The organism is Staphylococcus canis (assembly GCF_016238445.1).
Lineage (GTDB): Bacteria > Bacillota > Bacilli > Staphylococcales > Staphylococcaceae > Staphylococcus > Staphylococcus canis.
In genome coordinates, this window is record NZ_JABANU010000021.1 from 1 (window position 1) to 24,801 (window position 24,801).

The window sequence follows — 24,801 nt, forward strand, 5'->3', positions numbered from 1 at the left end:
ATAATTTCAGAAATAGAATATTAGTTATTTCTAGGATGTTTATAAGTGAACATAAAAAACGTACCAAGTCACTAAAAATAGCAACTTAGTACGTTTTGTCTTCACCAACCGACGTTGACAAAGAGCCAAAAAAAGAGTTGGCAAAAGTGCCAACTCTTTTTGTAAAGGTAGAATTATTCGTGGATTTCAGTAACAACGCCTGATCCTACAGTACGTCCACCTTCACGGATTGAGAAACGAGTACCGTCTTCGATAGCGATTGGAGAAATAAGTTCAACTTCCATTTCAACGTTATCGCCAGGCATAACCATTTCTGTACCTTCTGGTAAGTTAACAACACCAGTTACGTCAGTAGTACGGAAATAGAATTGTGGGCGGTAGTTAGAGAAGAATGGAGTGTGACGTCCACCTTCGTCTTTTGATAATACGTAAACTTCTGCTTTGAATTTAGTGTGTGGTGTGATTGAACCAGGAGCAGCTAATACTTGTCCACGGTTGATATCTTCACGTGCAACACCACGTAATAATGCACCAATGTTGTCACCAGCTTCAGCGTAGTCTAATAACTTACGGAACATTTCTACACCAGTAACAGTTGTTTTAGTTGATTTGTCAGCTAAACCGATAATTTCAACTTCTTCACCAACTTTGATTTGACCACGTTCAACACGGCCTGTAGCAACAGTACCACGACCAGTGATTGAGAATACGTCCTCAACTGGCATCATGAATGGTTTATCAGAGTCACGTTCTGGAGTTGGGATGTAGTTATCTACTGCATCCATTAATTCTAAGATTTTAGCTTCGTATTCTTCGTCGCCTTCTAAAGCTTTTAATGCTGAACCAGCGATTACAGGCACATCGTCACCTGGGAAGTCGTATTCAGATAATAAGTCACGAACTTCCATTTCAACTAATTCTAATAATTCTTCGTCGTCTACCATGTCAACTTTGTTTAAGAATACAACTAATGCTGGTACACCAACGTTACGTGATAAAAGGATGTGTTCACGAGTTTGTGGCATTGGACCGTCAGCAGCAGATACTACTAAGATACCACCGTCCATTTGAGCAGCACCAGTGATCATGTTTTTAACGTAGTCAGCGTGACCTGGGCAGTCAACGTGAGCATAGTGACGTTTACCAGTTTGATACTCGATGTGTGAAGTATTGATTGTGATACCACGTTCTTTTTCTTCTGGTGCGTTGTCGATCATGTCGTATGATTGAGCAACAGTGTCACCATTTTTCGCTAATACAGTTGCGATAGCAGCTGTTAAAGTTGTTTTACCATGGTCAACGTGACCGATTGTTCCAATATTAGCATGTTCTAATGAACGATCGAATTTTTCTTTAGCCATTATAAAATCTCTCCTCTTCAAATAAGAATTATATTATTATCACTCATGAAAGTTACTCACCAACATGAGATGAATTATCTTTATTCCTTTATAAATCATTTTACAGTAAAAATCAATTTATAAACAAGCGTTATCTACCGCTAAGATGAATGATTATTCACCTTTGTTCTTTTTGATAATTTCTTCTGAAATTGATTTAGGAACTTCTGCATAGTGATCGAAGTACATTGTGTAAGTACCGCGACCTTGAGTGTTTGAACGTAATGAAGTTGCGTAACCGAACATTTCTGAAAGTGGTACATATGCATTAACAACTTGAGCGTTACCACGTGGTTCCATTCCGTCTACACGTCCACGACGAGCAGTAACGTCACCCATGATGTCACCCATGTACTCTTCAGGCATTTCGATTGTAACTTTCATCATTGGTTCTAAGATAACTGGATCACATTTTTTAGCAGCTTCTTTAAGTGCTAATGATGCAGCAATTTTGAAGGCCATTTCAGATGAGTCGACATCGTGGTATGAACCATCAAATAATTTTGCTTTTACATCGATTAACGGATAACCTGCTAATACACCGTTTTCCATTGCATCTTTAAGACCTTGTTCAACTGATGGAATGTATTCACGTGGTACAACACCACCAACGATAGCGTTTTCGAATTCGAAGCCGCCACCTGTTTCGTTAGGTGTGAATTCAATGTGAACATCACCATATTGACCACGACCACCAGATTGACGAGAGAATTTACCTTGAACAGCTGCAGATTGCTTGAATGTTTCACGGTATGAAACCATTGGCGCACCTACGTTAGCTTCAACATTAAATTCTTTTTTCATACGGTCAACAATGATGTCAAGGTGTAACTCACCCATACCACCAATGATAACTTGACCAGTTTCTTCATCAGTGTGCGCTTTGAATGTTGGGTCTTCTTCTTGAAGTTTAACAAGCGCTTGAGTCATTTTATCTTGGTCTGCTTTAGATTTTGGTTCAACAGATAAGTGGATAACTGGCTCTGGGAATTCCATTGACTCAAGGATGATGTCATTTTTCTCTCCACATAGCGTGTCACCAGTACCTGTTTCTTTAAGACCTACAGCAGCTGCGATATCACCAGAATAAACTGTATCGATTTCTTGACGTGAGTTTGCGTGCATTTGTAAGATACGACCTACACGTTCACGTTTACCTTTTGTAGAGTTTTTAACATAAGATCCTGAAGTTAAAGTACCTGAGTACACACGGAAGAATGTTAATTTACCTACATAAGGGTCTGTCATTACTTTGAATGCTAATGCAGCAAATTCTGCATCGTCATCAGCTTTTGCAACCACTTCTTCTTCAGGGTTGTCAGCACGATGACCTACAATCGGCTTAACATCTAATGGAGATGGTAAGTAGTCGATTACAGCATCTAACATTAATTGAACACCTTTGTTTTTGAATGCAGTACCACATAATACAGGGTAGAATTCAACATCAGTAGTAGCTTGACGAATTGCAGCTTTTAATTCATCTACAGTGATTTCTTCTTCACTGAAGATTTTTTCCATTAATTCGTCGTTTGTTTCTGCTACAGCTTCAATTAAAGTTTCACGTGCTTCTTCTGCACGTTCACGATGATCTTCAGGAATTTCAATTTCTTCAACTTCTGTTCCTAAGTCATTGTTATATTTAAAGCATTTCATTGTAACTAAGTCAATGATTGCTTTGAATTCATCTTCAGCACCAATTGGTAATTGGATAGGAGCAGCATTTGCATCTAAACGGTCATGTAAAGTGCTCACTGCGTATTCGAAGTTTGCACCCATTTTGTCCATTTTGTTAACAAATACAATACGTGGTACACCATAAGTTGTAGCTTGACGCCAAACTGTTTCAGTTTGAGGTTCTACACCTGATTGCGCATCAAGTACAGTTACCGCACCATCAAGTACACGTAATGAACGCTCAACCTCTACAGTGAAGTCTACGTGTCCTGGTGTATCGATGATATTTACACGGTGATCATTCCATGAAGCTGTTGTTGCAGCTGATGTGATTGTAATACCACGATCTTGCTCTTGTTCCATCCAGTCCATTTGTGAAGCACCTTCATGTGTTTCACCAATTTTATGGATACGTCCAGTATAATAAAGAATACGTTCAGTAGTAGTCGTTTTACCAGCATCGATGTGAGCCATGATACCGATATTACGCGTATTTTTCAAAGAAAATTCTCTTCCCATGGGTATTCTTTCTCCTTCCAAGATATAGGATAATATAATTAGATAGTGCTTTACCCTAAGCATTCACTAACCAAACACAATCAACAGATTACGTGTTTAATGGTTGTATTGAAGTGATATCTGCTCAGGGAAATAGCCATTATCTTACCAACGATAGTGAGCAAATGCTTTGTTTGCTTCAGCCATTTTGTGAGTGTCCTCACGTTTTTTAACTGCGCCACCAACGTTGTTTGCTGCGTCTAAGATTTCGTTAGCTAAACGCTCTTCCATAGTTTTTTCACCACGAAGACGCGCATAGTTCACTAACCAACGTAAACCTAAAGTAGTACGACGCTCTGGACGAACTTCTACAGGCACTTGGTAGTTAGAACCCCCTACACGACGAGCTTTAACTTCAAGTACTGGCATAATATTGTTGATTGCTTCTTCAAATACTTCTAATGCATCACGACCTGAACGTTCTTGAACTAAGTCGAATGCAGAATAAAGAATACGTTGAGCTGTTCCACGTTTACCATCTAACATAATCTTGTTGATTAATTTAGTTACTAACTTAGAGTTGTGAATTGGATCTGGTAACACATCTCTTTTAGGTACTGATCCTTTACGAGGCATAATACAAGTCCTCCCTTCCTATTATAGTATATTTACCATTTATCGGCATGATATATTGCATAATTTTACAATATTTTAATCTTATTTCTTAGGTTTTTTAGTACCGTATAATGAACGGCCTTGCATACGTCCTTCAACACCTGAAGTATCTAATGCACCACGTACGATATGGTAACGCACACCAGGTAAGTCTTTTACACGTCCACCACGTACAAGTACAACACTGTGTTCTTGTAAGTTGTGACCGATACCAGGAATGTAAGCATTGACTTCAATATTATTAGATAAACGAACACGAGCATATTTACGTAATGCTGAGTTCGGTTTCTTAGGAGTCATTGTACCCACACGAGTACATACACCACGTTTTTGCGGTGAGTTCAAGTGTGTGAATTGTTTTTTCTGACTGTTGAAACCTCTATTTAAAGCTGGTGAGTCAGATTTTTTAGTTTTACTTTTTCTTGGTTTACGTACTAATTGATTAATAGTAGGCATGTAAGTCTCCTCCTCTCTTCATTTCTTAATCCCACACATCCAGGTGGTTCATTTTTAGGTTAAATAAAATTTAGTAAGTCAAACTTACTAAGTCTACTTCAACAAAGCAACAACTGTCGCTTTTACATTTATACCAAAATATTCTCCAAGTTCGCGTTGACTTGTAAAGAAATCAATAGGTATCTGATTTTGATTGGCAAAGCTTAACACGCGCGTCAACAAATGAATATCAACATTTTCAGCAATAATCAATTTGCTAACACGTTGTTGTTTAAGTGCTTTTAAGGTTTCCTTTAAGCCAACAACGTAAGCTTGCTTGTTTAAGCGTGCGACTTTTTCATTAGACATTTACATATCCTCCAAAGTACTGCTTGCATCAACCTTTACTATATTATCATTGACGAAGTTCCACGTCAACAGTTTATATACAAAAATTGATAATAAATAATAAAAAGATGAAGGTGTGAGACAAATGTGCTGACGATATGAATAGATCATTAATAAATATCGTTATTCTATTTACACATTTGCCCCTAATCCACTTTACAAGTTAACCTTCACCTTTGTTGTTACCACGTTTAAAGCGCAGTTTATTCACTTACAAGTTCTTCTGCTTCTTCAACTTTATCTTCTTCAAGTTCAACATGGCTATAGCGCTTCATACCTGTACCAGCTGGTATTAACTTACCAATAATAACGTTCTCTTTAAGTCCAAGTAAATCATCGCGTTTACCTTTAATAGCTGCATCTGTAAGGACACGAGTTGTTTCTTGGAATGACGCTGCTGATAAGAAGCTTTCTGTTTCAAGAGAAGCTTTTGTAATACCTAAAAGTACTGGTTTAGCTGTAGCAGGACGTTTACGCTCTTTAAATGCTTCGCGGTTTGCATCTGTAAAGTTATGAATATCCACTAATGAACCTGGTAGTAATTTTGTATCTCCAGCTTCAATAATACGAACTTTACGTAACATTTGACGAACCATAACTTCTACGTGTTTATCGTCAATTTCTACCCCTTGCATACGGTAAACTTTTTGTACTTCTTTTAATAAGTACGTTTCAGTTGCTGTTAAACCTGCTACTGATAAATAGTTCTTAGGTTCAATTGACCCTTCAGTAAGTGCTTCACCACGTTCAACTGATTGACCAATTTCAACTTTAAGACGTGACGCACCAGGTGCCATGTATGAAAGTGTTTCGTTCGCACCTTTAACAACAATTTCTTGTTGTCTATCTTTACCAACAGTAATGTTATCAATTACACCTTCAATTTCAGTAATCACTGCTTGACCTTTTGGATTACGTGCTTCAAAGATTTCTTGGATACGCGGTAAACCTTGCGTGATGTCGCTACCGGCAACCCCACCAGTATGGAAAGTACGCATTGTTAATTGAGTACCTGGTTCACCGATAGATTGAGCAGCGATAGTACCTACTGCTTCACCAACTTCAACTTTTTCACCAGTTGCTAAGTTTTTACCATAACATTTTTCACATACACCGTGACGTGTGTTACATGTAAATGCAGAACGGATATACATTTCTTCAATACCTGCATCTGTAATTTCTTTTGCAATTTCTGGTGTGATTAATTCGTCTGGACGAATAATAATTTCATCTGTTTCTGGATGACGTACAGTTTCTTTAGAATAACGACCCTCGATACGTTCAATAAATGGCTCAATCATTTCTGTACCTTCTTTAATGTCAGATACAAGTAAGCCTCGATCTGTACCACAGTCCTCTTCACGTACGATAACATCTTGTGCAACGTCAACCAGACGACGAGTAAGGTAACCTGAGTCAGCTGTTTTAAGGGCTGTATCGGCTAGACCTTTACGCGCACCGTGTGTAGAAATAAAGTATTCTAACACTGTTAAACCTTCACGGAATGAAGAAGTAATCGGAAGTTCAATGATTTTACCTGATGGTGCAGCCATTAAACCACGCATACCCGCTAATTGAGTGAAGTTAGATGCGTTACCACGGGCACCTGAGTCACTCATCATAAAGATAGGGTTTGTCTTATCTAATGATTTCATTAGTTTTTCTTGAATCTTGTCTTTTGCGTTTGTCCAAATCTCAATAACCGCATTGTAACGTTCTTCTTCTGTTAAAAGACCACGGTTGAATTGTTTTTGAACACGTTCAACAAGATGCTCAGATTCATCTAAAATTTCTTGTTTATCTGGTAATACCACAATGTCAGCAACACCAACTGTAATACCTGCTTTAGATGAATATTTAAATCCTAAGTCTTTCATTAAGTCTAACATCATAGACGTATCTGTGATGCTGAAACGGTTAAAGACTTCTGCAATGATTTTTCCTAAGAAACCTTTGTTAAATGGTTGTACCAATTCTACATTTTCAAAGTACTCAGCTAAACCACCTTCACCTAATTCGGCAGGATCAACGAAATATTTATCAGGTGTGCTGTGTTCTAAATTTTCAACTGTTGGTTCGTTAATATATGCAAATGAATCTGGAATGATTTCATTAAATATAATTTTACCTACAGATGTTGTAAGTAACTTACGATTTTGTTCTTCAGTAAATGTAGGGTTGTTAAATGAAGATGCATGAACACCAATACGTGTGTGTAAGTGCACATGGCCATTTGCATATGCTTTTAACACTTCATTTGTGTCGTTAAATATCATACCTGTATTAACTGCATCTTTACGTTCTAATGTTAAATAATAGTTACCAAGTACCATATCTTGTGATGGTGTTACAACTGGTTTACCATCTTTAGGGTTTAAGATATTTTGAGCCGCAAGCATTAACATACGTGCTTCTGCTTGAGCTTCTTTAGATAATGGTACGTGAACCGCCATTTGGTCACCATCAAAGTCGGCATTATATGCTGTTGTTACAAGTGGATGTAAGCGAATCGCACGACCTTCGACTAGTGTAGGTTCGAAAGCTTGAATACCAAGTCTGTGTAATGTTGGCGCACGGTTTAATAATACAGGATGCTCGATAATAACGTCTTCTAATACATCCCATACTTCATCTTCAGTACGCTCGATTTTACTTTTCGCATTTTTAATATTTGTCGCAATTTCACGTTGTACAAGCTCTTTCATTACGAATGGTTTGAATAACTCTAGAGCCATTTCTTTTGGTAAACCACATTGATACATTTTTAAGTTTGGACCTACAGCGATAACTGAACGTCCAGAATAGTCCACACGTTTACCAAGTAAGTTTTGACGGAAACGACCTTGTTTACCTTTTAACATATGTGATAATGATTTCAATGGACGATTACCTGGTCCTGTAACTGGACGACCACGACGACCATTATCAATTAAAGCATCCACAGCTTCTTGTAACATACGTTTTTCATTTTGAACAATGATGCCTGGCGCATCTAAATCAAGTAAACGTTTTAAACGATTATTACGGTTGATTACACGACGGTATAAGTCGTTTAAGTCACTTGTTGCAAAACGACCCCCATCAAGTTGAACCATTGGACGAATTTCAGGTGGAATAATTGGAAGTACATCTAAAATCATCCATGCAGGATTATTACCAGAATTACGGAATGATTCAACAACTTCTAAACGTTTGATTGCACGAGTTAAGCGTTGTCCTGTAGCTGATTCAAGTTCTTCACGTAAATATCTCAGTTCTTCGTCTAAATCAATTTCACTTAATAAATCTTTAATACCTTCAGCACCCATTTTTGCAGTAAATTGACCAGGGAATTTATCATAATACTCACGATATTCTGCTTCAGTTAATAATGTTTTCTTTTCAAGGCCAGTTGGACCTGGATCTACAACAACATAAGACGCAAAGTAAATAACTTCTTCTAAAGCACGCGGTGACATATCTAATAAAAGTCCCATACGGCTAGGAATTCCTTTAAAGTACCAAATATGAGAAACAGGTGCAGCAAGTTCGATATGACCCATTCTTTCACGACGCACTTTTGATTTTGTAACCTCAACACCACAACGGTCACAAATCATACCTTTATAACGTACGCGTTTGTACTTACCACAACTACATTCCCAGTCTTTTGTTGGTCCAAAAATTCTTTCACAGAATAGACCGTCTTTTTCTGGTTTCAAAGTTCTATAGTTAATTGTTTCAGGTTTTTTGACCTCACCATATGACCAAGAACGGATTTTTTCAGGTGAAGCGAGTCCTATTTTCATGTAATGGAATTTATTTACATCAATCAAGGAGCCTACCTCCTTTAATTTAGATTAGCTGAGCTATTTGATTGATTCACTATCTAATGTTCATAAGATATCTCATAAGTAAGAGCGGAGGCTAGGTCGCTGTATATTATATTTTATAAAACGCATCACAGCGTCCCAACCAAACTAACACTCTGTCTTACACTATTAAATCATATTATTCATTCGTTTCAATTTGTGATTCTGGAATTTTAGATTGTTGAACATTGAGTTTGCGATCAGGCACATCATCATCACCTAAATCACGCATTTCAATTTCATTATCTTGTTCGTCCATCACTTTAACGTCTAAGCCTAAACTTTGTAACTCTTTCATTAATACGCGGAATGATTCCGGTACACTTGGTTTTGTAATGTTTTCACCTTTAACGATAGCTTCGTACGTTTTAACACGTCCCACCGTATCGTCAGATTTGTAAGTGAGAATCTCTTGTAGTGTGTAAGCAGCACCATAAGCTTCAAGTGCCCATACCTCCATCTCACCAAATCTTTGTCCACCAAACTGTGCTTTACCACCAAGTGGTTGTTGCGTTACAAGTGAGTATGGTCCAGTTGAACGCGCATGTAGTTTGTCGTCTACCATGTGCGCAAGTTTCAACATGTACATAACTCCAACTGAAATACGATTATCGAAAGGTTCACCTGTACGTCCATCGTATAATACAGTTTTACCGTCACGTGCCATACCAGCTTCTTCAATAGTTGACCAAACATCATCATCGTTTGCACCATCAAATACTGGAGATGCAACGTGAATACCTAAGTTTTTAGCTGCCATACCTAAATGTAACTCTAAAACTTGTCCAATGTTCATACGAGATGGTACACCAAGTGGGTTTAACATGATATCAATTGGACGTCCATCTGGTAAGTAAGGCATATCTTCTTCTGGAACGATTTTTGAAATAACACCTTTGTTACCGTGACGACCACACATCTTATCCCCAACATGTATTTTACGTTTTTGAACGATGTATACACGTACTAATTGGTTTACACCTGGTGATAATGAATCATCGCCTTCTTCACGATTGAACACCTTGACATCTAAGACAATACCACCAGCACCATGTGGCACACGTAATGATGTATCACGAACTTCACGTGCTTTCTCACCGAAGATTGCGTGTAATAAACGTTCTTCAGCAGTTAATTCTGTTACACCTTTAGGCGTTACTTTACCTACTAAGATGTCACCATCTTTAACTTCAGCACCAACGTAAACAATACCGCGATCATCTAAGTTTTTAAGTGCGCTTTCAGATACGTTAGGAATGTCTCGAGTAATTTCTTCAGGTCCAAGTTTAGTATCACGTGCTTCTGATTCATATTCTTCAATGTGAATAGAAGTATATACATCATCTTTAACTAGACGTTCACTCATGATAACGGCATCCTCATAGTTATAACCGTCCCAAGTCATAAATCCAACAACCACGTTGCGTCCTAGAGCCATTTCTCCAAGCTCCATAGAAGGTCCATCAGCTAAGATTTCACCTTTTTCAACGATATCGCCAGTCGCAATGATTGGACGTTGGTTATAACATGTACCTGAGTTTGAACGTTTGAATTTAGCAAGAGGATAACGATCGATGTCACCTTCAACCTCTTGACCATTTTCTTCAATTAAACGACGTACTAAAATTTCGCTTGATTGAACATGCTCAACACGTCCGCGATGCTTATTAATAACAGCTGCACCAGAGTCACGCGCTGCAACGTGTTCCATACCAGTTCCTACGAATGGAGATTCAGGATTCATTAAAGGTACCGCTTGACGTTGCATGTTAGCACCCATTAATGCACGGTTAGAGTCATCATTTTCTAAGAATGGGATACATGCCGTAGCAGCAGATACAACTTGCTTAGGTGATACATCCATGTAATCCATTTTTTCTTTAGCCATTGTTGTGTTGTTACCACGGAAACGGCAGACAATCTCATCGTCTAAGAATCGACCTTCATCATCTAGACGCGCATTCGCTTGTGCGACAACATAGCTATCTTCTTCATCAGCAGTAAGGTAGTCAATTTGATCTGTGATTTTGTTAGTTTCAATATCAACCTTACGATAAGGCGTTTCAATAAAACCAAACTCATTCACTCGTGCATAACTTGATAGTGAGTTAATTAATCCAATGTTTGGTCCCTCTGGTGTCTCAATCGGACACATACGACCATAGTGAGAATAGTGAACGTCACGTACTTCCATTTGAGCACGTTCTCTTGTCAAACCACCAGGTCCTAATGCAGATAGACGACGTTTATGTGTAAGCTCCGCAAGTGGGTTTGCTTGGTCCATGAATTGAGAAAGTTGAGAACTACCAAAGAACTCTTTAATAGACGCAATTACAGGTCGAATATTGATTAATTGTTGTGGTGTAATAGAATCAGTGTCTTGAATTGACATTCTCTCACGAACCACACGCTCCATTCTTGATAAACCGATACGGAATTGGTTTTGTAATAACTCTCCTACTGAGCGTAGACGACGGTTACCAAGGTGGTCAATATCATCTGTGTAACCAATACCATGTAATAAATTAAAGAAATATGACATTGATGCTATGATATCTGCTGGTGTAATACATTTAACTGCAGCGTCAGGGAATGCATTACCAATCACTGTTGTCGTACGTTCTTCTTCGTCGTTTGGCACATAAACTTTGATAGATTGAATTTCAACTGGTTCATCGACAATGCTATTCGGAAGCTCATAAACTTGAGCATTCGCATTTGACTCAAGTACATCCATGATTTCATCTAATTTACGACGATCAAGTACTGTACCTTCTTCAGCTACGATTTCTCCAGTTTCTGTATTAACGATCGGTTCTGCTAATTTTTGGTTGAACAAGCGATGTTTTAAGTGTAATTTCTTGTTTGCTTTGTAACGTCCTACACTTGCAAGGTCATAACGCTTCGGATCGAAAAAGCGTGAGTATAATAAGCTTTTTGCGTTTTCAACAGTCGGCGGTTCGCCCGGACGTAAACGTTCATATATTTCCAATAAAGCTTGCTCTGTATTTTCAGTATTATCTTTTTCTAATGTATTACGTAAATACTCATTATCCCCAATTAATTCAATGATTTCTTGATCTGTAGAATACCCTAAAGCACGTAGTAATACCGTTAAAGGTAATTTACGTGTTCTATCGATACGAACATAAACTACATCTTTCGCATCTGTTTCATATTCTAACCAAGCACCACGGTTAGGGATTACTGTCGCGTCGTAATTGATACGACCATTTTTATCTAATTTTTCATTAAAATATACGGATGGTGAACGTACTAACTGAGATACGATAACACGTTCTGCACCATTGATTACGAATGTACCAGTTTCAGTCATCAGTGGGAAATCACCCATGAATACTTCTTGATCTTTCACTTCGCCAGTCTCTTTGATAATCAAACGCACTTTTACGCGTAATGGTGCTGCGTAAGTCGCATCACGGTTTTTAGACTCTTCTAGATCATATTTGGGCTCACCTAAACGGTAATCCACAAATTCTAAAGACAGGTTTCCAGTAAAGTCTTCAATTGGTGAAATGTCTCTGAACATTTCTAAAAGACCCTCTTTTAAAAACCACTCATACGATTTAGTTTGAATCTCTATGAGGTTTGGTAACTCTAAAACTTCTGAGATTCTTGCATAGTTTCTACGTTTACGATGTCTTCCATATTGGACAAATTGACCTGCCAAACAGATTCACCCCTCAAAAATTGTGTCATACTCTATAGCCAGGTTCATGTAACAAGACAAAAAGAAAACGGTAGCACATTGGAAAAGATGACACCATTTTCTATTCTAAATCGTTTTATTTATGAATGTTACAATGAAACTTTAATCGCAAAAGTACACACTTATTGAACATAATTTTTTCATCTTAATACTTTATCATATATAAGCTACAAAATCAAGACTTAGTACTTTTTAATATGTGGTAACCTTTTTGATTTGCAGTAGATTCCACATTACCAAAAACATCTGCCATTTTTTTCTTAGCTGACGGCATGCCTTGCTTCTTTTGAATGACTACGTAAAGTGCACCTTGTGACTTCAATTTTTCATACGCATCCGTCAAAATGTTATGAACGATTTTTTTACCCGCTCTGATAGGAGGATTAGTCAAAATATAATCACTTGAATTGTTTGTAATCTGACTCAACCCGTCACTTTCAAGCACAGTAACATTTTGAATTTGATTTTTAGAAGCATTTCTCTCAACAAGCGCTAAAGCACGTGTGTTAACGTCTAATAAAGTGACATGATTATGCGGTGCAACTTTTGCAATCATTAAACCAATAGGCCCATAACCACACCCGACGTCGACTATTGTCTTCTTTTGACCTGGTGGATGTTCATGTAAAAAAGTCTTAATGAGTAAGTCTGACCCAAAATCAACTTTGTCTCTTGAAAATACTCCTGCATCTGTCACAAGATTTAATATATTGTGTTGATACTGATATTCTATTTGTTTTTCATTAGTTTTAACTTCAGGATGCGCATCATAGTAATGACCCATCAGTCACACCTCATTTAATGATTTAATATAGTGAAAAACCCGCTATTCTCAAAAAATAGCGGGTTTTTTCACTTATCAATGAATTATTTTAATTCAACAGAAGCTCCAACTTCTTCTAATTGTTCTTTAAGTTTTTCAGCTTCTTCTTTAGGCATAGCTTCTTTGATTACGCTTGGAGCGCCATCTACTAATTCTTTAGCGTCTTTTAAGCCTAAGCCAGTAGCTTCTTTAACTGCTTTAACAACTTTGATTTTTGATGATCCAGCTGAAGTTAATTCAACGTCAAATTCAGTTTTTTCAGCTGCTGCGTCTCCGCCTGCTGCACCTGCTGCTGCAACTGGAGCTGCTGCTGTTACACCAAATTCTTCTTCAATTGCTTTTACTAAGTCGTTTAATTCTAAAACTGACATTTCTTTAATTGCTTCAATGATTTGCTCTTGATTAGCCATTTAAAATTCCTCCAATTTTTAAATATTTTATTAATTATTCAGCGTTTTCTGCGTTTTCTTTATCTTCTCCAACAGCTTTAACTGCATAAGCGAAATTGCGCATTGGAGCTTGTAATACTGAAAGAAGCATAGATACAAGACCTTCGTGTGATGGTAAAGAACCCACTGTTTTAACTTCGTCAGCAGAGATTAAGCTACCTTCCATAACACCTGTCTTAATTTCTAGAGCTTCATGTTCTTTTGCGAAACCAGCGATTACTTTAGCTGGTGCTACAACGTCTTCTGTAGTGAAAGCTACAGCTGTAGGACCAGTTAAGAAATCATCTAATCCTTCGATACCAGCTTGTTCTGCTGCACGACGTAACATTGTGTTTTTGTAAACTTTGTACTGAACACCAGCTTCACGTAATTGCTTACGTAATTCTGTTACTTCAGCAACAGTTAAGCCACGATAGTCAACAACAACTGTTGATACAGAGCTTTTCAGTTGCTCAGCGATTTCTTCAACGTGTTGTTTTTTCGCTTCAATAATGCTAGACATTTAGACACCTCCGTAGATAAGTTTTGGTGCTTTATCTATCCGAGTATAAACTCAAATAAAAAAGCACTTTTTACCCTCGGCAAAAAGTGCTTGAATGTTTTCACGTTCAAGTCAATTTAGCCTCGGTAGGATGAGGGTTTAAGTTCATTAGAACTCCTACTGTCTTAGGTAAAATATTCAACAAGATTTAATATAACGGTTTACGTGTAATATGTCAACCGATTTTTTCATCAAATATAATGAATTATAGTTTGAAATTAGATGTATCAATTTTGATACCAGGACCCATAGTTGTAGTCACAGCTACTGATTTGAAATAAGTTCCTTTAGCTGAAGCTGGTTTTGCTTTAGTTAATACATCTTGTAAAGCTTTAAAGTTTTCAACTAATTTATCAGCGTCGAATGAAACTTTACCGATAGAAGCATGTACAATACCAGCTTTTTCAGCACGGTATTCAACTTTACCAGCTTTGATTTCTTCAACAGCTTTTTTAACATCCATTGTTACTGTACCAGTTTTAGGGTTAGGCATTAAACCTTTAGGTCCTAATACACGACCTAATTTACCAACTTCACCCATCATATCAGGTGTAGCAACAACTACGTCAAAGTCGAACCAACCTTGTTGGATTTTATTTACATATTCAGCATCGCCAACGTAGTCAGCACCTGCTTCTTCTGCTTCTGCAATTTTGTCACCTTTAGCAAATACTAATACACGTTGTGATTTACCAGTTCCGTGTGGTAATACTACTGCTCCACGGATTTGTTGATCATTTTTACGCGTATCAATTCCTAAACGGAAAGCAACTTCTACTGAAGCATCAAAGTTTGCAATAGAAGTTTCTTTAGCTAAGTTGATCGCTTCTTCTACAGAATAAAGCGCTTGGCGATCAATTTTGCTAATTGCTTCTTGATACTTTTTACCTTTTTTAGCCATAATTTTTTCCTCCTTTAGTGGTTTTATCGGAATGTCCTCCCACATTTAGAATGAGATGCCCTCTTCTATATAAAAGCAATCTCATTCAGACACGATCATAAAGTATATCTTAATTATCTAAGTGTTATACTCAATATCATTAGCACATTAAATTTTATGAGGCTGGGACATAAAACTTACGTATTGAAAATCAAATCTATGATCATCCGTAAGCATTGATCAACTGAACCGTACGATTCCTGTGAAATATATCTCATTCCTCGTTACATGTTCGTTAAATTTCAAAATGATTGTGTCTCAACCTCATAAAGCCATGCGCTATCTACGTATAAAATCATTATTTTTCATTAAAATTAATCATTCGTTTTAATTATTCAACAACAATACCCATACTACGCGCTGTACCTTCTACAATACGCATAGCCGCTTCTTCATCAGCAGCGTTTAAGTCAGGCATTTTTGTTTGAGCAATTTCACGTACTTGATCTTTAGTTACTGTAGCAACTTTGTTTTTGTTAGGTTCGCCTGAAGCTCTTTCAATACCAGCTGCTTTTTTAAGTAACACTGCTGCAGGTGGTGTTTTAGTAATAAATGTAAATGAACGGTCTTCATATACATAAATTTCTACTGGAATAATTAAACCTGCTTGCTCTTGTGTACGTGCGTTAAATTCCTTTGTGAAAGCCATAATGTTCACACCGGCTTGACCTAATGCAGGACCAACTGGTGGTGCTGGGTTTGCTTTACCTGCTGGAATTTGTAATTTAACAACTTTTTCTACTTTTTTAGCCACGATGTGCACCTCCTTGATATCGTGATGTGGTCACAGGGCTCATTTTTGCCCTCCCACTCATAACATTTCGTGACGAAATGTAGCGCTATAAACGCGCGACCTCGTTATTATAACACTTACATTGTCATATTACAATACAAAATTAAAAAACTTTTGAATCGCTATCGGTTAAAGTTTTTCGATTTGGTCAAATTCCACTTCAACCGGAGTTTCTCGACCAAACATGTCAACTAATACTGTAAGTTTGAACTTTTCAGCTTCAATCTCGCTAATTTCACCAACTTGATTAGCAAATGGACCAGATGTGATACGTACTTGTTCTCCAAGATCTACCTCTACATCAATTGTCTTTTCATTCATGCCCATTTGTTTTAAGATGAATCTTACTTCATCTGGTAAAAGTGGATTAGGTTTTGACCCTGCTCCCGCTGAACCAACAAAACCTGTCACACCTGGAGTATTACGCACAACGTACCATGATTCATCGGTCATGATTAATTCAACAAGAACATAGCCTGGGAATGTTTTTTTCATTAACTTTTTAGCTTTACCATCTTTAACTTGTGTCTCTTCTTCTTCAGGAATCACAACTCTAAAGATTTGTTCTGTCATATTCATAGATTCAACACGTTTTTCTAAATTTTTCTTCACTTTATTTTCGTAACCAGAGTAGGTATGTACTGCATACCAACGTTTAGCCCCTAACTCTTCAGACATGTTGACAACTCCTCACTCTATTTTATCATTTCGATTATTTGGCCAATTCCAACATCTAGCCCATAGAAAAACACTAAAAAGAACAGTACTGTAAACACGACGATTGTTGTGTACTTCACCAGTTCTGGTCCTGTTGGCCAACTCGTTTTTTCCATTTCAGACTTAACACCTTGGAAGAAATTTTCCTTTTTCGCCATGGTTATTGTCCCTCCACTTATTTGGATTCTTTGTGTACTGTATGTCGGTTACAAGTCGTACAAAATTTTTTAAGTTCTAGTCTTTCAATACGATTCGGAGATTTTGGAACATGGTAATTTCGATTACCACATATTTCACAATTTAAAGGTACTTTTTTCATCTTAACTCACCTTATTCCTACAATACCAATTTACTATACATAAGATTATATTCAGTTGTCAAACAACTTTTCAGCGATTAAAGCTTTTTTTAACTTGTTTCGAATACGATAGATTGCATTGTATACTTTCTTATTCTGAACTTTTAATTCATTCGCGATTTCAGAAGGTGACCACTCATGTAATAGTCCGTTAAAAACTTTAATTTCAAATGGACTTAGTATATCTAAATGTTTGTTGATACATTTCATGATTTCTTCAACACGAATGTGTTCCTCTAGTTGATCAGGTTGTCTTTGTGTATCTAGATAAGATTGTGCTGCTTGTTCACTCACATAGTTAGAGTAACGTTTTGAATGACGTAATTTCTGGCGTCGATAATCTACCTTTCTCATTCGAACCGCTTTATTAATATAGTGATCAATAGGAGTGTCTTGATGAAAGTCTTTTTGTTTTAATTTCTGATAGATACCCCATATTGCTTCTTGCACTAGATCTTCGTAATCAAACGATAAAATACTAAAGTCGTTCATTCCTTTTCGTGCTAATGCTTCAATATAAGTAATTAACACTTCGTTACACTGTTCATGATAGGGAGACTTATAGGGCTTGTTTGAATTGTGAAATTGTGTCATAGATGATCCTCGCCTTCAACAGATTTTTCTTATCATATCTGTTGGAGGTTAAAAAAATCAAGAGCGGTCAATTTCTATTCTTGATGTCTCCCGCGTCGTATTTTTTCAAATTCGGTAAGTACATCTTCAGGCAGTTGAATACGTGTTCGAGGTTTTGTTGATTCTATCGTCGTTATTGACTTAGAAACAGTCTTTTTATTTTCTTTTAAATGCGTCCACATTTCACGAGATGATAAACGATACGCACCTGTTCCAAAGATTGCGTGTTGTTCACTCATGTCACTGGTCACAACAGTAATATGGGTCGTGTGTTTGTTATAAATATTATAAACGTAACGCTCAATAAAACTATCCGCTGTTTCATTTTCTTTAGTAAAGATGACATGGATACCGTGGTAAATCGTCTCTGTTTGCGGTGTGCCCTGCTCATATGCATCGAACACACAGATAACCTTTCCTTTTACTAAAGCACTATAATTTGATATTTCAATTAGCAGTTGTTCACGTGCTTCTTCTAAACTCTCTTTGGCAAGTGCGGTCAACTCTCGTGAATGGCCAATCATATTATAGCCATCAATAATGACATAGTAATCTTTCATCGTTTACTCGTCACCACCAATTGGCTGTCGTTTACGCAGCACTTCATACATCATTAAACTCGCAGCAACAGATGCATTTAAACTATTCACATGACCTACCATAGGAATTTTAATATAGAAATCACATTTTTCTTTTACGCGTCGACTCATACCTTGACCTTCACTGCCGATGACAATACCCAAAGGCATATCTACTTGCATTTCTCTATAATCAGTCGCGTTATCCGCTTCTGTTCCAGCAATCCAATACCCTTTTTCTTTAAGAACATCTATTGTTTGAGAAAGGTTCGTGACACGAATGACAGGGACATGTTGAATTGCCCCTGTAGATGATTTTGCGACTACTTGCGTTAACGCAACCGAACGTCGTTTAGGTATAATAATACCATCGACTCCTGTCGCATCAGCTGTTCTTAGTATAGAACCTAGATTATGTGGATCCTCTAATCCATCTAAAATAATTACTGTAGGTAAATGTGATAAATCAGCCGTTTCCTCTAAAAATGTTTCTAATGGCTTATATTCATAGGGTGCCACATATGCTGCCACACCTTGATGAGGGGCTTCTGAAATGAGATCTAATTTTGATTTTGGTACGGTTTGTACAACAAGTTTTAAAGATTTTGCTTTTTTTAAAAGATCTTCAATTTGTTGCTTCTTTATCCCCTCTTGAACTAATATTTTATTGATCGCATGTCCACTCTTCATTGCTTCCTTAACGGCATGGCGTCCTACAATCACTTCTTGATCCACTCAGCGTCATCTCCTTTCTTCTACATATTGAACAATACGCTCTAATAATGACTCTAAACGTTCGTGACGTTGATCTAAATATAAAAATCCGATAATCGCTTCTAAACCAGAACTTTTGCGATATGTTTGAATGTCCGTGTTCTTAGCTTTCGTATAACTCTTCGCATTACGGCCACGTTTGATAATATCCATTTCCTCGTCTGTAAACCATTCATGTTCTATAAGTTTTTCTAATGTTTGAGCTTGGCTTTTAGCAGACACAAATCGTTTCGCTTCTTGATGGAGGCGATGTGGCTTACTTTTCAACTTTAAAATAATATATTTTCTAATATATTGATCTAATACCCCGTCGCCCATATAAGCTAAAGATAATGCGTTCAATAATTTATAGTTGATTTGTTTAACCACGTTTATATCTCACGCCTTGTGGTGTATCTTCTAAAATGATATTTTGTGCCTTTAGTTGGTCGCGAATCTCATCTGCACGCGCAAAATCTTTGTTTTTTCGTGCTTGATTACGTTCTTCAATTAGCGCTTCGATTTCTGCATCAAGCAGTGCTTCTTTAGATTGACCTTCAAGCGGTACACCTAATACATCACTAAATATTTGATACACTTCTTTAAAACGATTAATTACTTGGATAGACGTATTATCTTCTAATACATATTTATTTGCTAATTTCGCTAAATCATACCAAGCTGTTATGGCGTTGGCTGTATTAAAGTCATCATCCATTACAGTTTCAAACTGCTTCAAAATCGTATCAATTTGTTCAATATACCCTTCATCTAATTCAATATCTGTCGCGACCTGTTCATGTTCTACCAAACCAGCATAGCTATTGCGGATACGTTCTAATCCTCGACGAGCTGCTTCCACTAATTCAAGATTATAGTTAATTGGACTTCTATAATGAACACTAATCATAAAGAAACGTAATACGTCTGGATCAATTTCTTTAATAATATCGTGCACTAAAATGAAGTTGCCTAATGATTTACTCATTTTTTCATTATCAATATTTATAAAACCGTTGTGCATCCAATAATTCGCAAACGTTGCATGGTTATGTGCTTCAGATTGTGCAATCTCATTTTCATGGTGAGGGAATTGTAAGTCGCTTCCACCTGCATGGATATCAATCGTTGCGCCAAGTTTTTCATAAGCCATTACGGAACATTCAATATGCCAACCTGGGCGTCCTTTACCAAATGGACTATCCCAGCTAATCTCTCCTGGTTTAGCTTTTTTCCATAACGTAAAGTCTAGCGCATCTTCTTTTTGTTCTCCTTGTTCAATGCGTGCGCCTACCTTTAAGTCATCAATAGACTGATGGCTTAATTTACCGTATCCTTCAAATTTACGAGTTCTAAAATAGACATCGCCACCACTTTCATATGCATAGCCTTCATCTACTAAATTTTGAATAAATTTTATAATATCATCCATATGTTCCATCACACGTGGGTTTGATGTTGCTTTTTTAACATTAAGCGCGGCTGTGTCTTCATAAAAAGCTTTGATGTAACGTTCAGCTATTTCAGGGACACTTTCTCCTAATTCTTGAGATCGTTTGATCAGTTTATCATCTACATCAGTGAAGTTAGAAACATAATCAACTTCGTAACCTTTATATTCAAAATAACGACGAACAACGTCATAGTTAATAGCAGGACGTGCATTCCCAATATGAATATAATTGTATACTGTTGGTCCACATACGTAGATTTTAACCTTTCCTGGTTCTATTGGCTTGAATGTTTCTTTTTGTCGTGTAAGTGTGTTATATAATGTAATCATCTTTGATCTCTCCATTTTTAGTTTGTTCAAGTTGTTTTTCAAGTTGCTTTAATTGCTCATAAATTGGGTCTGGTAAATTAAGGTGATCAAATGTCTTACCAATACGCTTACCATCTTGTTTAACGATGCGTCCTGGTATACCCACTACTGTTGTGTAGCTTGGCACATTTCTTAAAACTACGGAATTTGCACCAATATTTACGTTAGAATCTACTTTGATGTTACCGAGAACCTTAGATCCTGCCGCAATTAATACGTTGTCTCCAATATCAGGGTGACGTTTCCCTTTTTCTTTACCTGTACCGCCAAGTGTCACACCTTGATAGATCGTAACATTATCGCCAATCGTACATGTTTCACCGATGACCACTCCCATGCCATGGTCGATAAATAAACGACGTCCTATTTTAGCACCAGGATGAATTTCGATACCTGTAAAAAATCGAGATACTTGCGAAATAATTCGAGCTAACGTATATTTTTTTTGATTATATAGCTTGTGCGCAATGAGATGACTCCACACTGCATGTAGCCCCGCATATGTTGTAATCACTTCAAAAGTTGATCGTGCTGCCGGATCTTGTTCAAATACCATTTTGACATCATCCATGATTCGTCTAATCACTGATAATTCCCCCATTCTTTATATAGACAGATATTGAAGTTTTATTTAAATTGCCATTTAAAAAAGCACCTCTAACACAAACTGTCAGAGGTGCTTTATGCACGGTTCCACTCTCAATTAGTTTGTAGCACTTTTAAAGTCAACTAGAATGAATGATCGCTCTCCTGTACTCAGAGACACAACATGATCTAGACCTACAAACTCACTTATTGATTATTCAATTACTATCGTAAAGGTGCATTCGACAAACATTGTGATGTACTCGCAGCAACCGTACACTCTCTGTGACACGCCATTTGTTTACTATTCCTTTATTTATAAATTTACAACTTTATAGTAGTGGATTTCAACACAGATATCAAGTTAAATTATCTCATTTTAAAGTAATTTTTGGATACGATTTAAAACTTTTGTTTTGCCAAGTACTTCCATTGTGTTAGGTAGCTCTGGTCCATGCATTTGACCTGTTACTGCCACGCGAATTGGCATAAAGAGTTGTTTACCTTTAATTCCTGTTTCTTTTTGAACAGCTTTAATTGTTTTTTTAATTTCTGCTGCTTCAAATGGTTCAAGCGCTTCTAATTTACCATATAAACTATTCATCAACTCAGGCACTTGTTCTCCATTAATCACTTCTTGAGCCGCTTCGTCTAATTCTTTTTCATCACGGAAGAATAGTTCAGATAATGGCACGATTTCGCCAGCATAACTCATCTGTTCTTGATATAACGCCACAAGTTTACGTCCCCACTCTAAATCTTGTTCCGATGGTGATTCCGGTAATAAACCAGCTTTAATCATATGTGGCAATGTCATTTCAAATACAGTCTCTGTATCTTTTTCTTTCATATATTGGTTATTAATCCACTCTAATTTTTGCTTATCAAAAAACGCAGGTGATTTTGATAAACGTTTTTCAGTAAAGATGTCGATAAACTCTTGTTTTGAAAAGATTTCTTCTTCTCCTTCAGGTGACCAACCTAATAATGCGATGAAGTTAAATAAAGCTTCTGGTAGGTAACCTAAATCACGATATTGCTCAATGAATTGTAAAATTTGACCATCACGTTTACTTAACTTTTTACGTTGTTCATTGACGATTAAAGTCATATGACCGAAGCGTGGAGGCTCCCAACCAAATGTTTCATAAATCATTAATTGTTTTGGCGTATTTGAAATGTGGTCATCACCACGAATAACATCTGAAATCTCCATATAATGGTCATCAACTGCTACTGCAAAGTTATAGGTTGGAATCCCATCTTTTTTAACAATAACCCAGTCTCCAAAGTTTTCAGATTCAAATGAAACTTCACCTTTTACCATATCGTCAAAGCGATATGTTTTATTTTTAGGTACACGGAAACGAATTGCAGGTTGACGTCCTTCTTTTTCAAATTGTTCACGCTCTGCTTCAGTTAAATGAGCATGTTTCCCGCCATATCTTGGCATTTCACCACGCGCAATTTGTTCTTGACGTTCTTCTTCTAACTCTTCTTCTGTCATGTAGCATTTATATGCCTTATCTTCAGCAAGCAATTGATCAATTAATGGTTGATAGATATGTCCACGTTCCGACTGACGATACGGACCATATCCTTTATCTTTATCTACAGATTCATCCCAATCTAATCCAAGCCATTTTAAATTGTCAAATTGAGACGCTTCACCATCCGCAAGATTACGTTTTGTATCTGTATCTTCAATACGAATGATAAAATCACCATCATAGTGTTTCGCAAATAAATAATTAAATAATGCTGTACGAGCATTTCCAATATGCAAATAACCTGTTGGACTTGGTGCATATCTCACTCTTACTTTATTACTCATCTCGTTCACTCCTGTTATAGTTTCAATTCTTATATTATAGCACGTAGCTCTTGTTTGTGTATATGTGTGTTGATAAGGAAGTCTGCTTAACTTTCATGATTAGCAATTAGCGACACTATCGCTTGAGATGCGATACCTTCTTCACGACCGACAAAACCTAATTTTTCACTCGTTGTGGCTTTGACATTAACGCGTTGAATATCAATTTGAAATAAGTCCGCAATCACTTGTCGCATGCGATCGATATGTGGTCTAAATTTTGGGCGTTCAGCGATAATTGTTGCGTCAACATTATTTATAACATACCCTTCTTCTTTAACAGCTTTATAAGCTTCTGTTAATAATACTTTCGAATCAGCATCTTTAAATGCATCATCTGTGTCCGGAAATAACTTGCCAATATCGCCTAGTGCGCATGCGCCTAACATGGCATCTGTAATTGCATGTAGTAACACATCTGCATCACTATGTCCTTTTAAGCCGTGTGTATGCGGAATCTCAATGCCTCCAATAATCAGTGGGCGCTCACTGTCTAACACGTGTACATCATACCCCATACCTACTCTATACATCACACATCTCCTCTTTCTTTAAGCATTGCTCGAGCATAAACTAAATCTTCTTCAGTTGTTACTTTGATATTATCGTAATGGCCTTCAACCATAGCAACAGCGTGTCCTGCATATTCTAGTAAGGACGCATCGTCAGTACCATGAAAATCCTGTTGTAATGCTAAATCATAAGCTGATTTTATGGTTTTAAATGTTGAGCCTTGCGGTGTATGTACAAGCCATACATATTGTCGATTTAATGTTTGATCGACGTAACCATCACGTACTACTTTAACTGTATCTTTCGCTTTAACTCCTAAAATTGCAGCATTTTTTTGTTCAATTGTATTTACAAGTCTATGGACATCTTCTTGATTAACAAAAGGACGTGCACCATCATGCACAATAACGATATCATCATCTTCTAATGATAACGCACGTAAAACATTGTGTATACTTTCTTGTCGTTCAGCTCCACCATCCACAAGTGACTTTACTTTTGAATAGCCTTCTAGTTGTGTTGTAAATGTCTCTCTATCTCTAGGATGTATTGCCAAATGTATGCCTTCACATGACGAATCATTTTCAAAAATCTCAATAGTACGCTCTAAAATTGTGCTATCATTTAATTCAATCAGTAACTTGTTATAGGTGCGTCCCATACGTGTTCCTTTTCCTGCAGCTGGAATGATTACATGATACTTTGCCAATTTTATCCCCCTTATCTTTAAACAAAATAAATATGATTTT

The 24,801-nt window shown here is 37.0% G+C and carries 24 protein-coding genes and 1 other annotated feature; all 24 genes read right to left on the reverse strand.

Annotation, left to right across the window (positions count from 1 at the left end):
- Positions 1 to 173: 173 nt before the first annotated feature.
- Positions 174 to 1,361, reverse strand: coding sequence for an elongation factor Tu (gene tuf / locus HHH54_RS08340; protein WP_198618382.1), 1,188 nt, complete (start codon positions 1,359 to 1,361; stop codon positions 174 to 176).
- 153 nt (positions 1,362 to 1,514) lie between these two features.
- Positions 1,515 to 3,596 (reverse strand): elongation factor G, encoded by a 2,082-nt coding sequence (gene fusA, locus HHH54_RS08345; RefSeq protein ID WP_198618383.1) that lies wholly within the window; start codon positions 3,594 to 3,596, stop codon positions 1,515 to 1,517.
- Between the two features lie 144 nt (positions 3,597 to 3,740).
- Complete coding sequence (rpsG, locus tag HHH54_RS08350) at positions 3,741 to 4,211, reverse strand: 30S ribosomal protein S7 (RefSeq protein WP_103207204.1); 471 nt, start codon at positions 4,209 to 4,211, stop codon at positions 3,741 to 3,743.
- An 81-nt stretch (positions 4,212 to 4,292) separates the two neighbouring features.
- A complete protein-coding gene (gene rpsL, locus HHH54_RS08355; protein WP_198618384.1) occupies positions 4,293 to 4,706 on the reverse strand; it encodes a 30S ribosomal protein S12 in 414 nt (137 codons plus the stop codon).
- Positions 4,707 to 4,799: 93 nt separating this feature from the next.
- A complete protein-coding gene (locus HHH54_RS08360; RefSeq protein WP_198618385.1) occupies positions 4,800 to 5,054 on the reverse strand; it encodes a ribosomal L7Ae/L30e/S12e/Gadd45 family protein in 255 nt (84 codons plus the stop codon).
- A gap of 242 nt (positions 5,055 to 5,296) precedes the next feature.
- The gene (gene rpoC, locus HHH54_RS08365) at positions 5,297 to 8,908 is read right to left on the reverse strand and encodes a DNA-directed RNA polymerase subunit beta' (RefSeq protein ID WP_349771835.1); all 3,612 of its coding nucleotides are present in this window, start codon (positions 8,906 to 8,908) and stop codon (positions 5,297 to 5,299) included.
- A gap of 175 nt (positions 8,909 to 9,083) precedes the next feature.
- Positions 9,084 to 12,635: a DNA-directed RNA polymerase subunit beta gene (gene rpoB / locus HHH54_RS08370; RefSeq protein ID WP_198618386.1), complete on the reverse strand. Its 3,552-nt coding sequence runs from the start codon at positions 12,633 to 12,635 to the stop codon at positions 9,084 to 9,086.
- Positions 12,636 to 12,849: 214 nt separating this feature from the next.
- Positions 12,850 to 13,458, reverse strand: coding sequence for a class I SAM-dependent methyltransferase (locus HHH54_RS08375; RefSeq protein ID WP_198618387.1), 609 nt, complete (start codon positions 13,456 to 13,458; stop codon positions 12,850 to 12,852).
- 83 nt (positions 13,459 to 13,541) lie between these two features.
- Positions 13,542 to 13,907, reverse strand: a complete 366-nt coding sequence (rplL, locus tag HHH54_RS08380) for a 50S ribosomal protein L7/L12 (RefSeq protein WP_103207195.1) — start codon at positions 13,905 to 13,907, stop codon at positions 13,542 to 13,544.
- A gap of 34 nt (positions 13,908 to 13,941) precedes the next feature.
- Positions 13,942 to 14,448, reverse strand: a complete 507-nt coding sequence (gene rplJ / locus HHH54_RS08385; RefSeq protein ID WP_198618388.1) for a 50S ribosomal protein L10 — start codon at positions 14,446 to 14,448, stop codon at positions 13,942 to 13,944.
- 48 nt (positions 14,449 to 14,496) lie between these two features.
- Positions 14,497 to 14,635, reverse strand: a sequence feature (ribosomal protein L10 leader region).
- A gap of 57 nt (positions 14,636 to 14,692) precedes the next feature.
- Positions 14,693 to 15,388, reverse strand: a complete 696-nt coding sequence (rplA, locus tag HHH54_RS08390; protein ID WP_198618389.1) for a 50S ribosomal protein L1 — start codon at positions 15,386 to 15,388, stop codon at positions 14,693 to 14,695.
- Between the two features lie 370 nt (positions 15,389 to 15,758).
- Entirely contained in the window at positions 15,759 to 16,181 is a 423-nt protein-coding gene (gene rplK, locus HHH54_RS08395) for a 50S ribosomal protein L11 (RefSeq protein ID WP_198618390.1), read from the reverse strand.
- A gap of 168 nt (positions 16,182 to 16,349) precedes the next feature.
- Entirely contained in the window at positions 16,350 to 16,898 is a 549-nt protein-coding gene (nusG, locus tag HHH54_RS08400) for a transcription termination/antitermination protein NusG (RefSeq protein ID WP_198618391.1), read from the reverse strand.
- A gap of 17 nt (positions 16,899 to 16,915) precedes the next feature.
- Positions 16,916 to 17,095 carry a preprotein translocase subunit SecE gene (secE, locus tag HHH54_RS08405; protein ID WP_198618392.1) on the reverse strand — a complete coding sequence of 60 codons (180 nt, stop codon included), beginning with the start codon at positions 17,093 to 17,095 and terminating at the stop codon, positions 16,916 to 16,918.
- A gap of 17 nt (positions 17,096 to 17,112) precedes the next feature.
- Positions 17,113 to 17,256, reverse strand: a complete 144-nt coding sequence (gene rpmG / locus HHH54_RS08410) for a 50S ribosomal protein L33 (protein ID WP_198618393.1) — start codon at positions 17,254 to 17,256, stop codon at positions 17,113 to 17,115.
- Between the two features lie 51 nt (positions 17,257 to 17,307).
- Positions 17,308 to 17,889, reverse strand: a complete 582-nt coding sequence (locus HHH54_RS08415; protein WP_198618394.1) for a sigma-70 family RNA polymerase sigma factor — start codon at positions 17,887 to 17,889, stop codon at positions 17,308 to 17,310.
- Positions 17,890 to 17,963: 74 nt separating this feature from the next.
- Positions 17,964 to 18,488, reverse strand: a complete 525-nt coding sequence (locus HHH54_RS08420) for an NYN domain-containing protein (RefSeq protein WP_198618395.1) — start codon at positions 18,486 to 18,488, stop codon at positions 17,964 to 17,966.
- Between the two features lie 3 nt (positions 18,489 to 18,491).
- The gene (gene rlmB / locus HHH54_RS08425; RefSeq protein ID WP_198618396.1) at positions 18,492 to 19,241 is read right to left on the reverse strand and encodes a 23S rRNA (guanosine(2251)-2'-O)-methyltransferase RlmB; all 750 of its coding nucleotides are present in this window, start codon (positions 19,239 to 19,241) and stop codon (positions 18,492 to 18,494) included.
- Positions 19,242 to 19,247: 6 nt separating this feature from the next.
- Positions 19,248 to 19,598 carry a Mini-ribonuclease 3 gene (locus HHH54_RS08430; RefSeq protein WP_198618413.1) on the reverse strand — a complete coding sequence of 117 codons (351 nt, stop codon included), beginning with the start codon at positions 19,596 to 19,598 and terminating at the stop codon, positions 19,248 to 19,250.
- A gap of 43 nt (positions 19,599 to 19,641) precedes the next feature.
- A complete protein-coding gene (gene cysS, locus HHH54_RS08435; protein ID WP_198618397.1) occupies positions 19,642 to 21,042 on the reverse strand; it encodes a cysteine--tRNA ligase in 1,401 nt (466 codons plus the stop codon).
- Positions 21,026 to 21,652, reverse strand: a complete 627-nt coding sequence (gene cysE, locus HHH54_RS08440; protein ID WP_432813802.1) for a serine O-acetyltransferase — start codon at positions 21,650 to 21,652, stop codon at positions 21,026 to 21,028. Before cysE ends, cysS begins: the two co-directional genes overlap by 17 nt.
- 393 nt (positions 21,653 to 22,045) lie before the next feature.
- On the reverse strand, positions 22,046 to 23,500 hold the full coding sequence (gene gltX, locus HHH54_RS08445; protein WP_198618399.1) for a glutamate--tRNA ligase: 1,455 nt from the start codon (positions 23,498 to 23,500) through the stop codon (positions 22,046 to 22,048).
- 86 nt (positions 23,501 to 23,586) lie between these two features.
- Complete coding sequence (gene ispF / locus HHH54_RS08450; protein WP_198618400.1) at positions 23,587 to 24,072, reverse strand: 2-C-methyl-D-erythritol 2,4-cyclodiphosphate synthase; 486 nt, start codon at positions 24,070 to 24,072, stop codon at positions 23,587 to 23,589.
- A complete protein-coding gene (ispD, locus tag HHH54_RS08455; protein ID WP_198618401.1) occupies positions 24,072 to 24,761 on the reverse strand; it encodes a 2-C-methyl-D-erythritol 4-phosphate cytidylyltransferase in 690 nt (229 codons plus the stop codon). Before ispD ends, ispF begins: the two co-directional genes overlap by 1 nt.
- Positions 24,762 to 24,801 lie beyond the last annotated feature (40 nt).

Coding starts and splice junctions, on each gene's coding strand:
- HHH54_RS08430 (WP_198618413.1), bottom strand. CDS start 19,598: ATGGGCGACGGGGTATTAGATCAATATATTAGAAAATATATTATTTTA.
- HHH54_RS08420 (WP_198618395.1), bottom strand. CDS start 18,488: ATGAAAGATTACTATGTCATTATTGATGGCTATAATATGATTGGCCAT.
- cysE (WP_432813802.1), bottom strand. CDS start 21,652: ATGGATGATGTCAAAATGGTATTTGAACAAGATCCGGCAGCACGATCA.
- rpsG (WP_103207204.1), bottom strand. CDS start 4,211: ATGCCTCGTAAAGGATCAGTACCTAAAAGAGATGTGTTACCAGATCCA.
- HHH54_RS08360 (WP_198618385.1), bottom strand. CDS start 5,054: ATGTCTAATGAAAAAGTCGCACGCTTAAACAAGCAAGCTTACGTTGTT.
- gltX (WP_198618399.1), bottom strand. CDS start 23,500: ATGAGTAATAAAGTAAGAGTGAGATATGCACCAAGTCCAACAGGTTAT.
- ispF (WP_198618400.1), bottom strand. CDS start 24,072: ATGTATAGAGTAGGTATGGGGTATGATGTACACGTGTTAGACAGTGAG.
- rplA (WP_198618389.1), bottom strand. CDS start 15,388: ATGGCTAAAAAAGGTAAAAAGTATCAAGAAGCAATTAGCAAAATTGAT.
- rpsL (WP_198618384.1), bottom strand. CDS start 4,706: ATGCCTACTATTAATCAATTAGTACGTAAACCAAGAAAAAGTAAAACT.
- fusA (WP_198618383.1), bottom strand. CDS start 3,596: ATGGGAAGAGAATTTTCTTTGAAAAATACGCGTAATATCGGTATCATG.
- tuf (WP_198618382.1), bottom strand. CDS start 1,361: ATGGCTAAAGAAAAATTCGATCGTTCATTAGAACATGCTAATATTGGA.
- HHH54_RS08375 (WP_198618387.1), bottom strand. CDS start 13,458: ATGGGTCATTACTATGATGCGCATCCTGAAGTTAAAACTAATGAAAAA.
- rplL (WP_103207195.1), bottom strand. CDS start 13,907: ATGGCTAATCAAGAGCAAATCATTGAAGCAATTAAAGAAATGTCAGTT.
- rpmG (WP_198618393.1), bottom strand. CDS start 17,256: ATGAAAAAAGTACCTTTAAATTGTGAAATATGTGGTAATCGAAATTAC.
- cysS (WP_198618397.1), bottom strand. CDS start 21,042: ATGATTACATTATATAACACACTTACACGACAAAAAGAAACATTCAAG.
- nusG (WP_198618391.1), bottom strand. CDS start 16,898: ATGTCTGAAGAGTTAGGGGCTAAACGTTGGTATGCAGTACATACCTAC.
- HHH54_RS08415 (WP_198618394.1), bottom strand. CDS start 17,889: ATGACACAATTTCACAATTCAAACAAGCCCTATAAGTCTCCCTATCAT.
- secE (WP_198618392.1), bottom strand. CDS start 17,095: ATGGCGAAAAAGGAAAATTTCTTCCAAGGTGTTAAGTCTGAAATGGAA.
- rplJ (WP_198618388.1), bottom strand. CDS start 14,448: ATGTCTAGCATTATTGAAGCGAAAAAACAACACGTTGAAGAAATCGCT.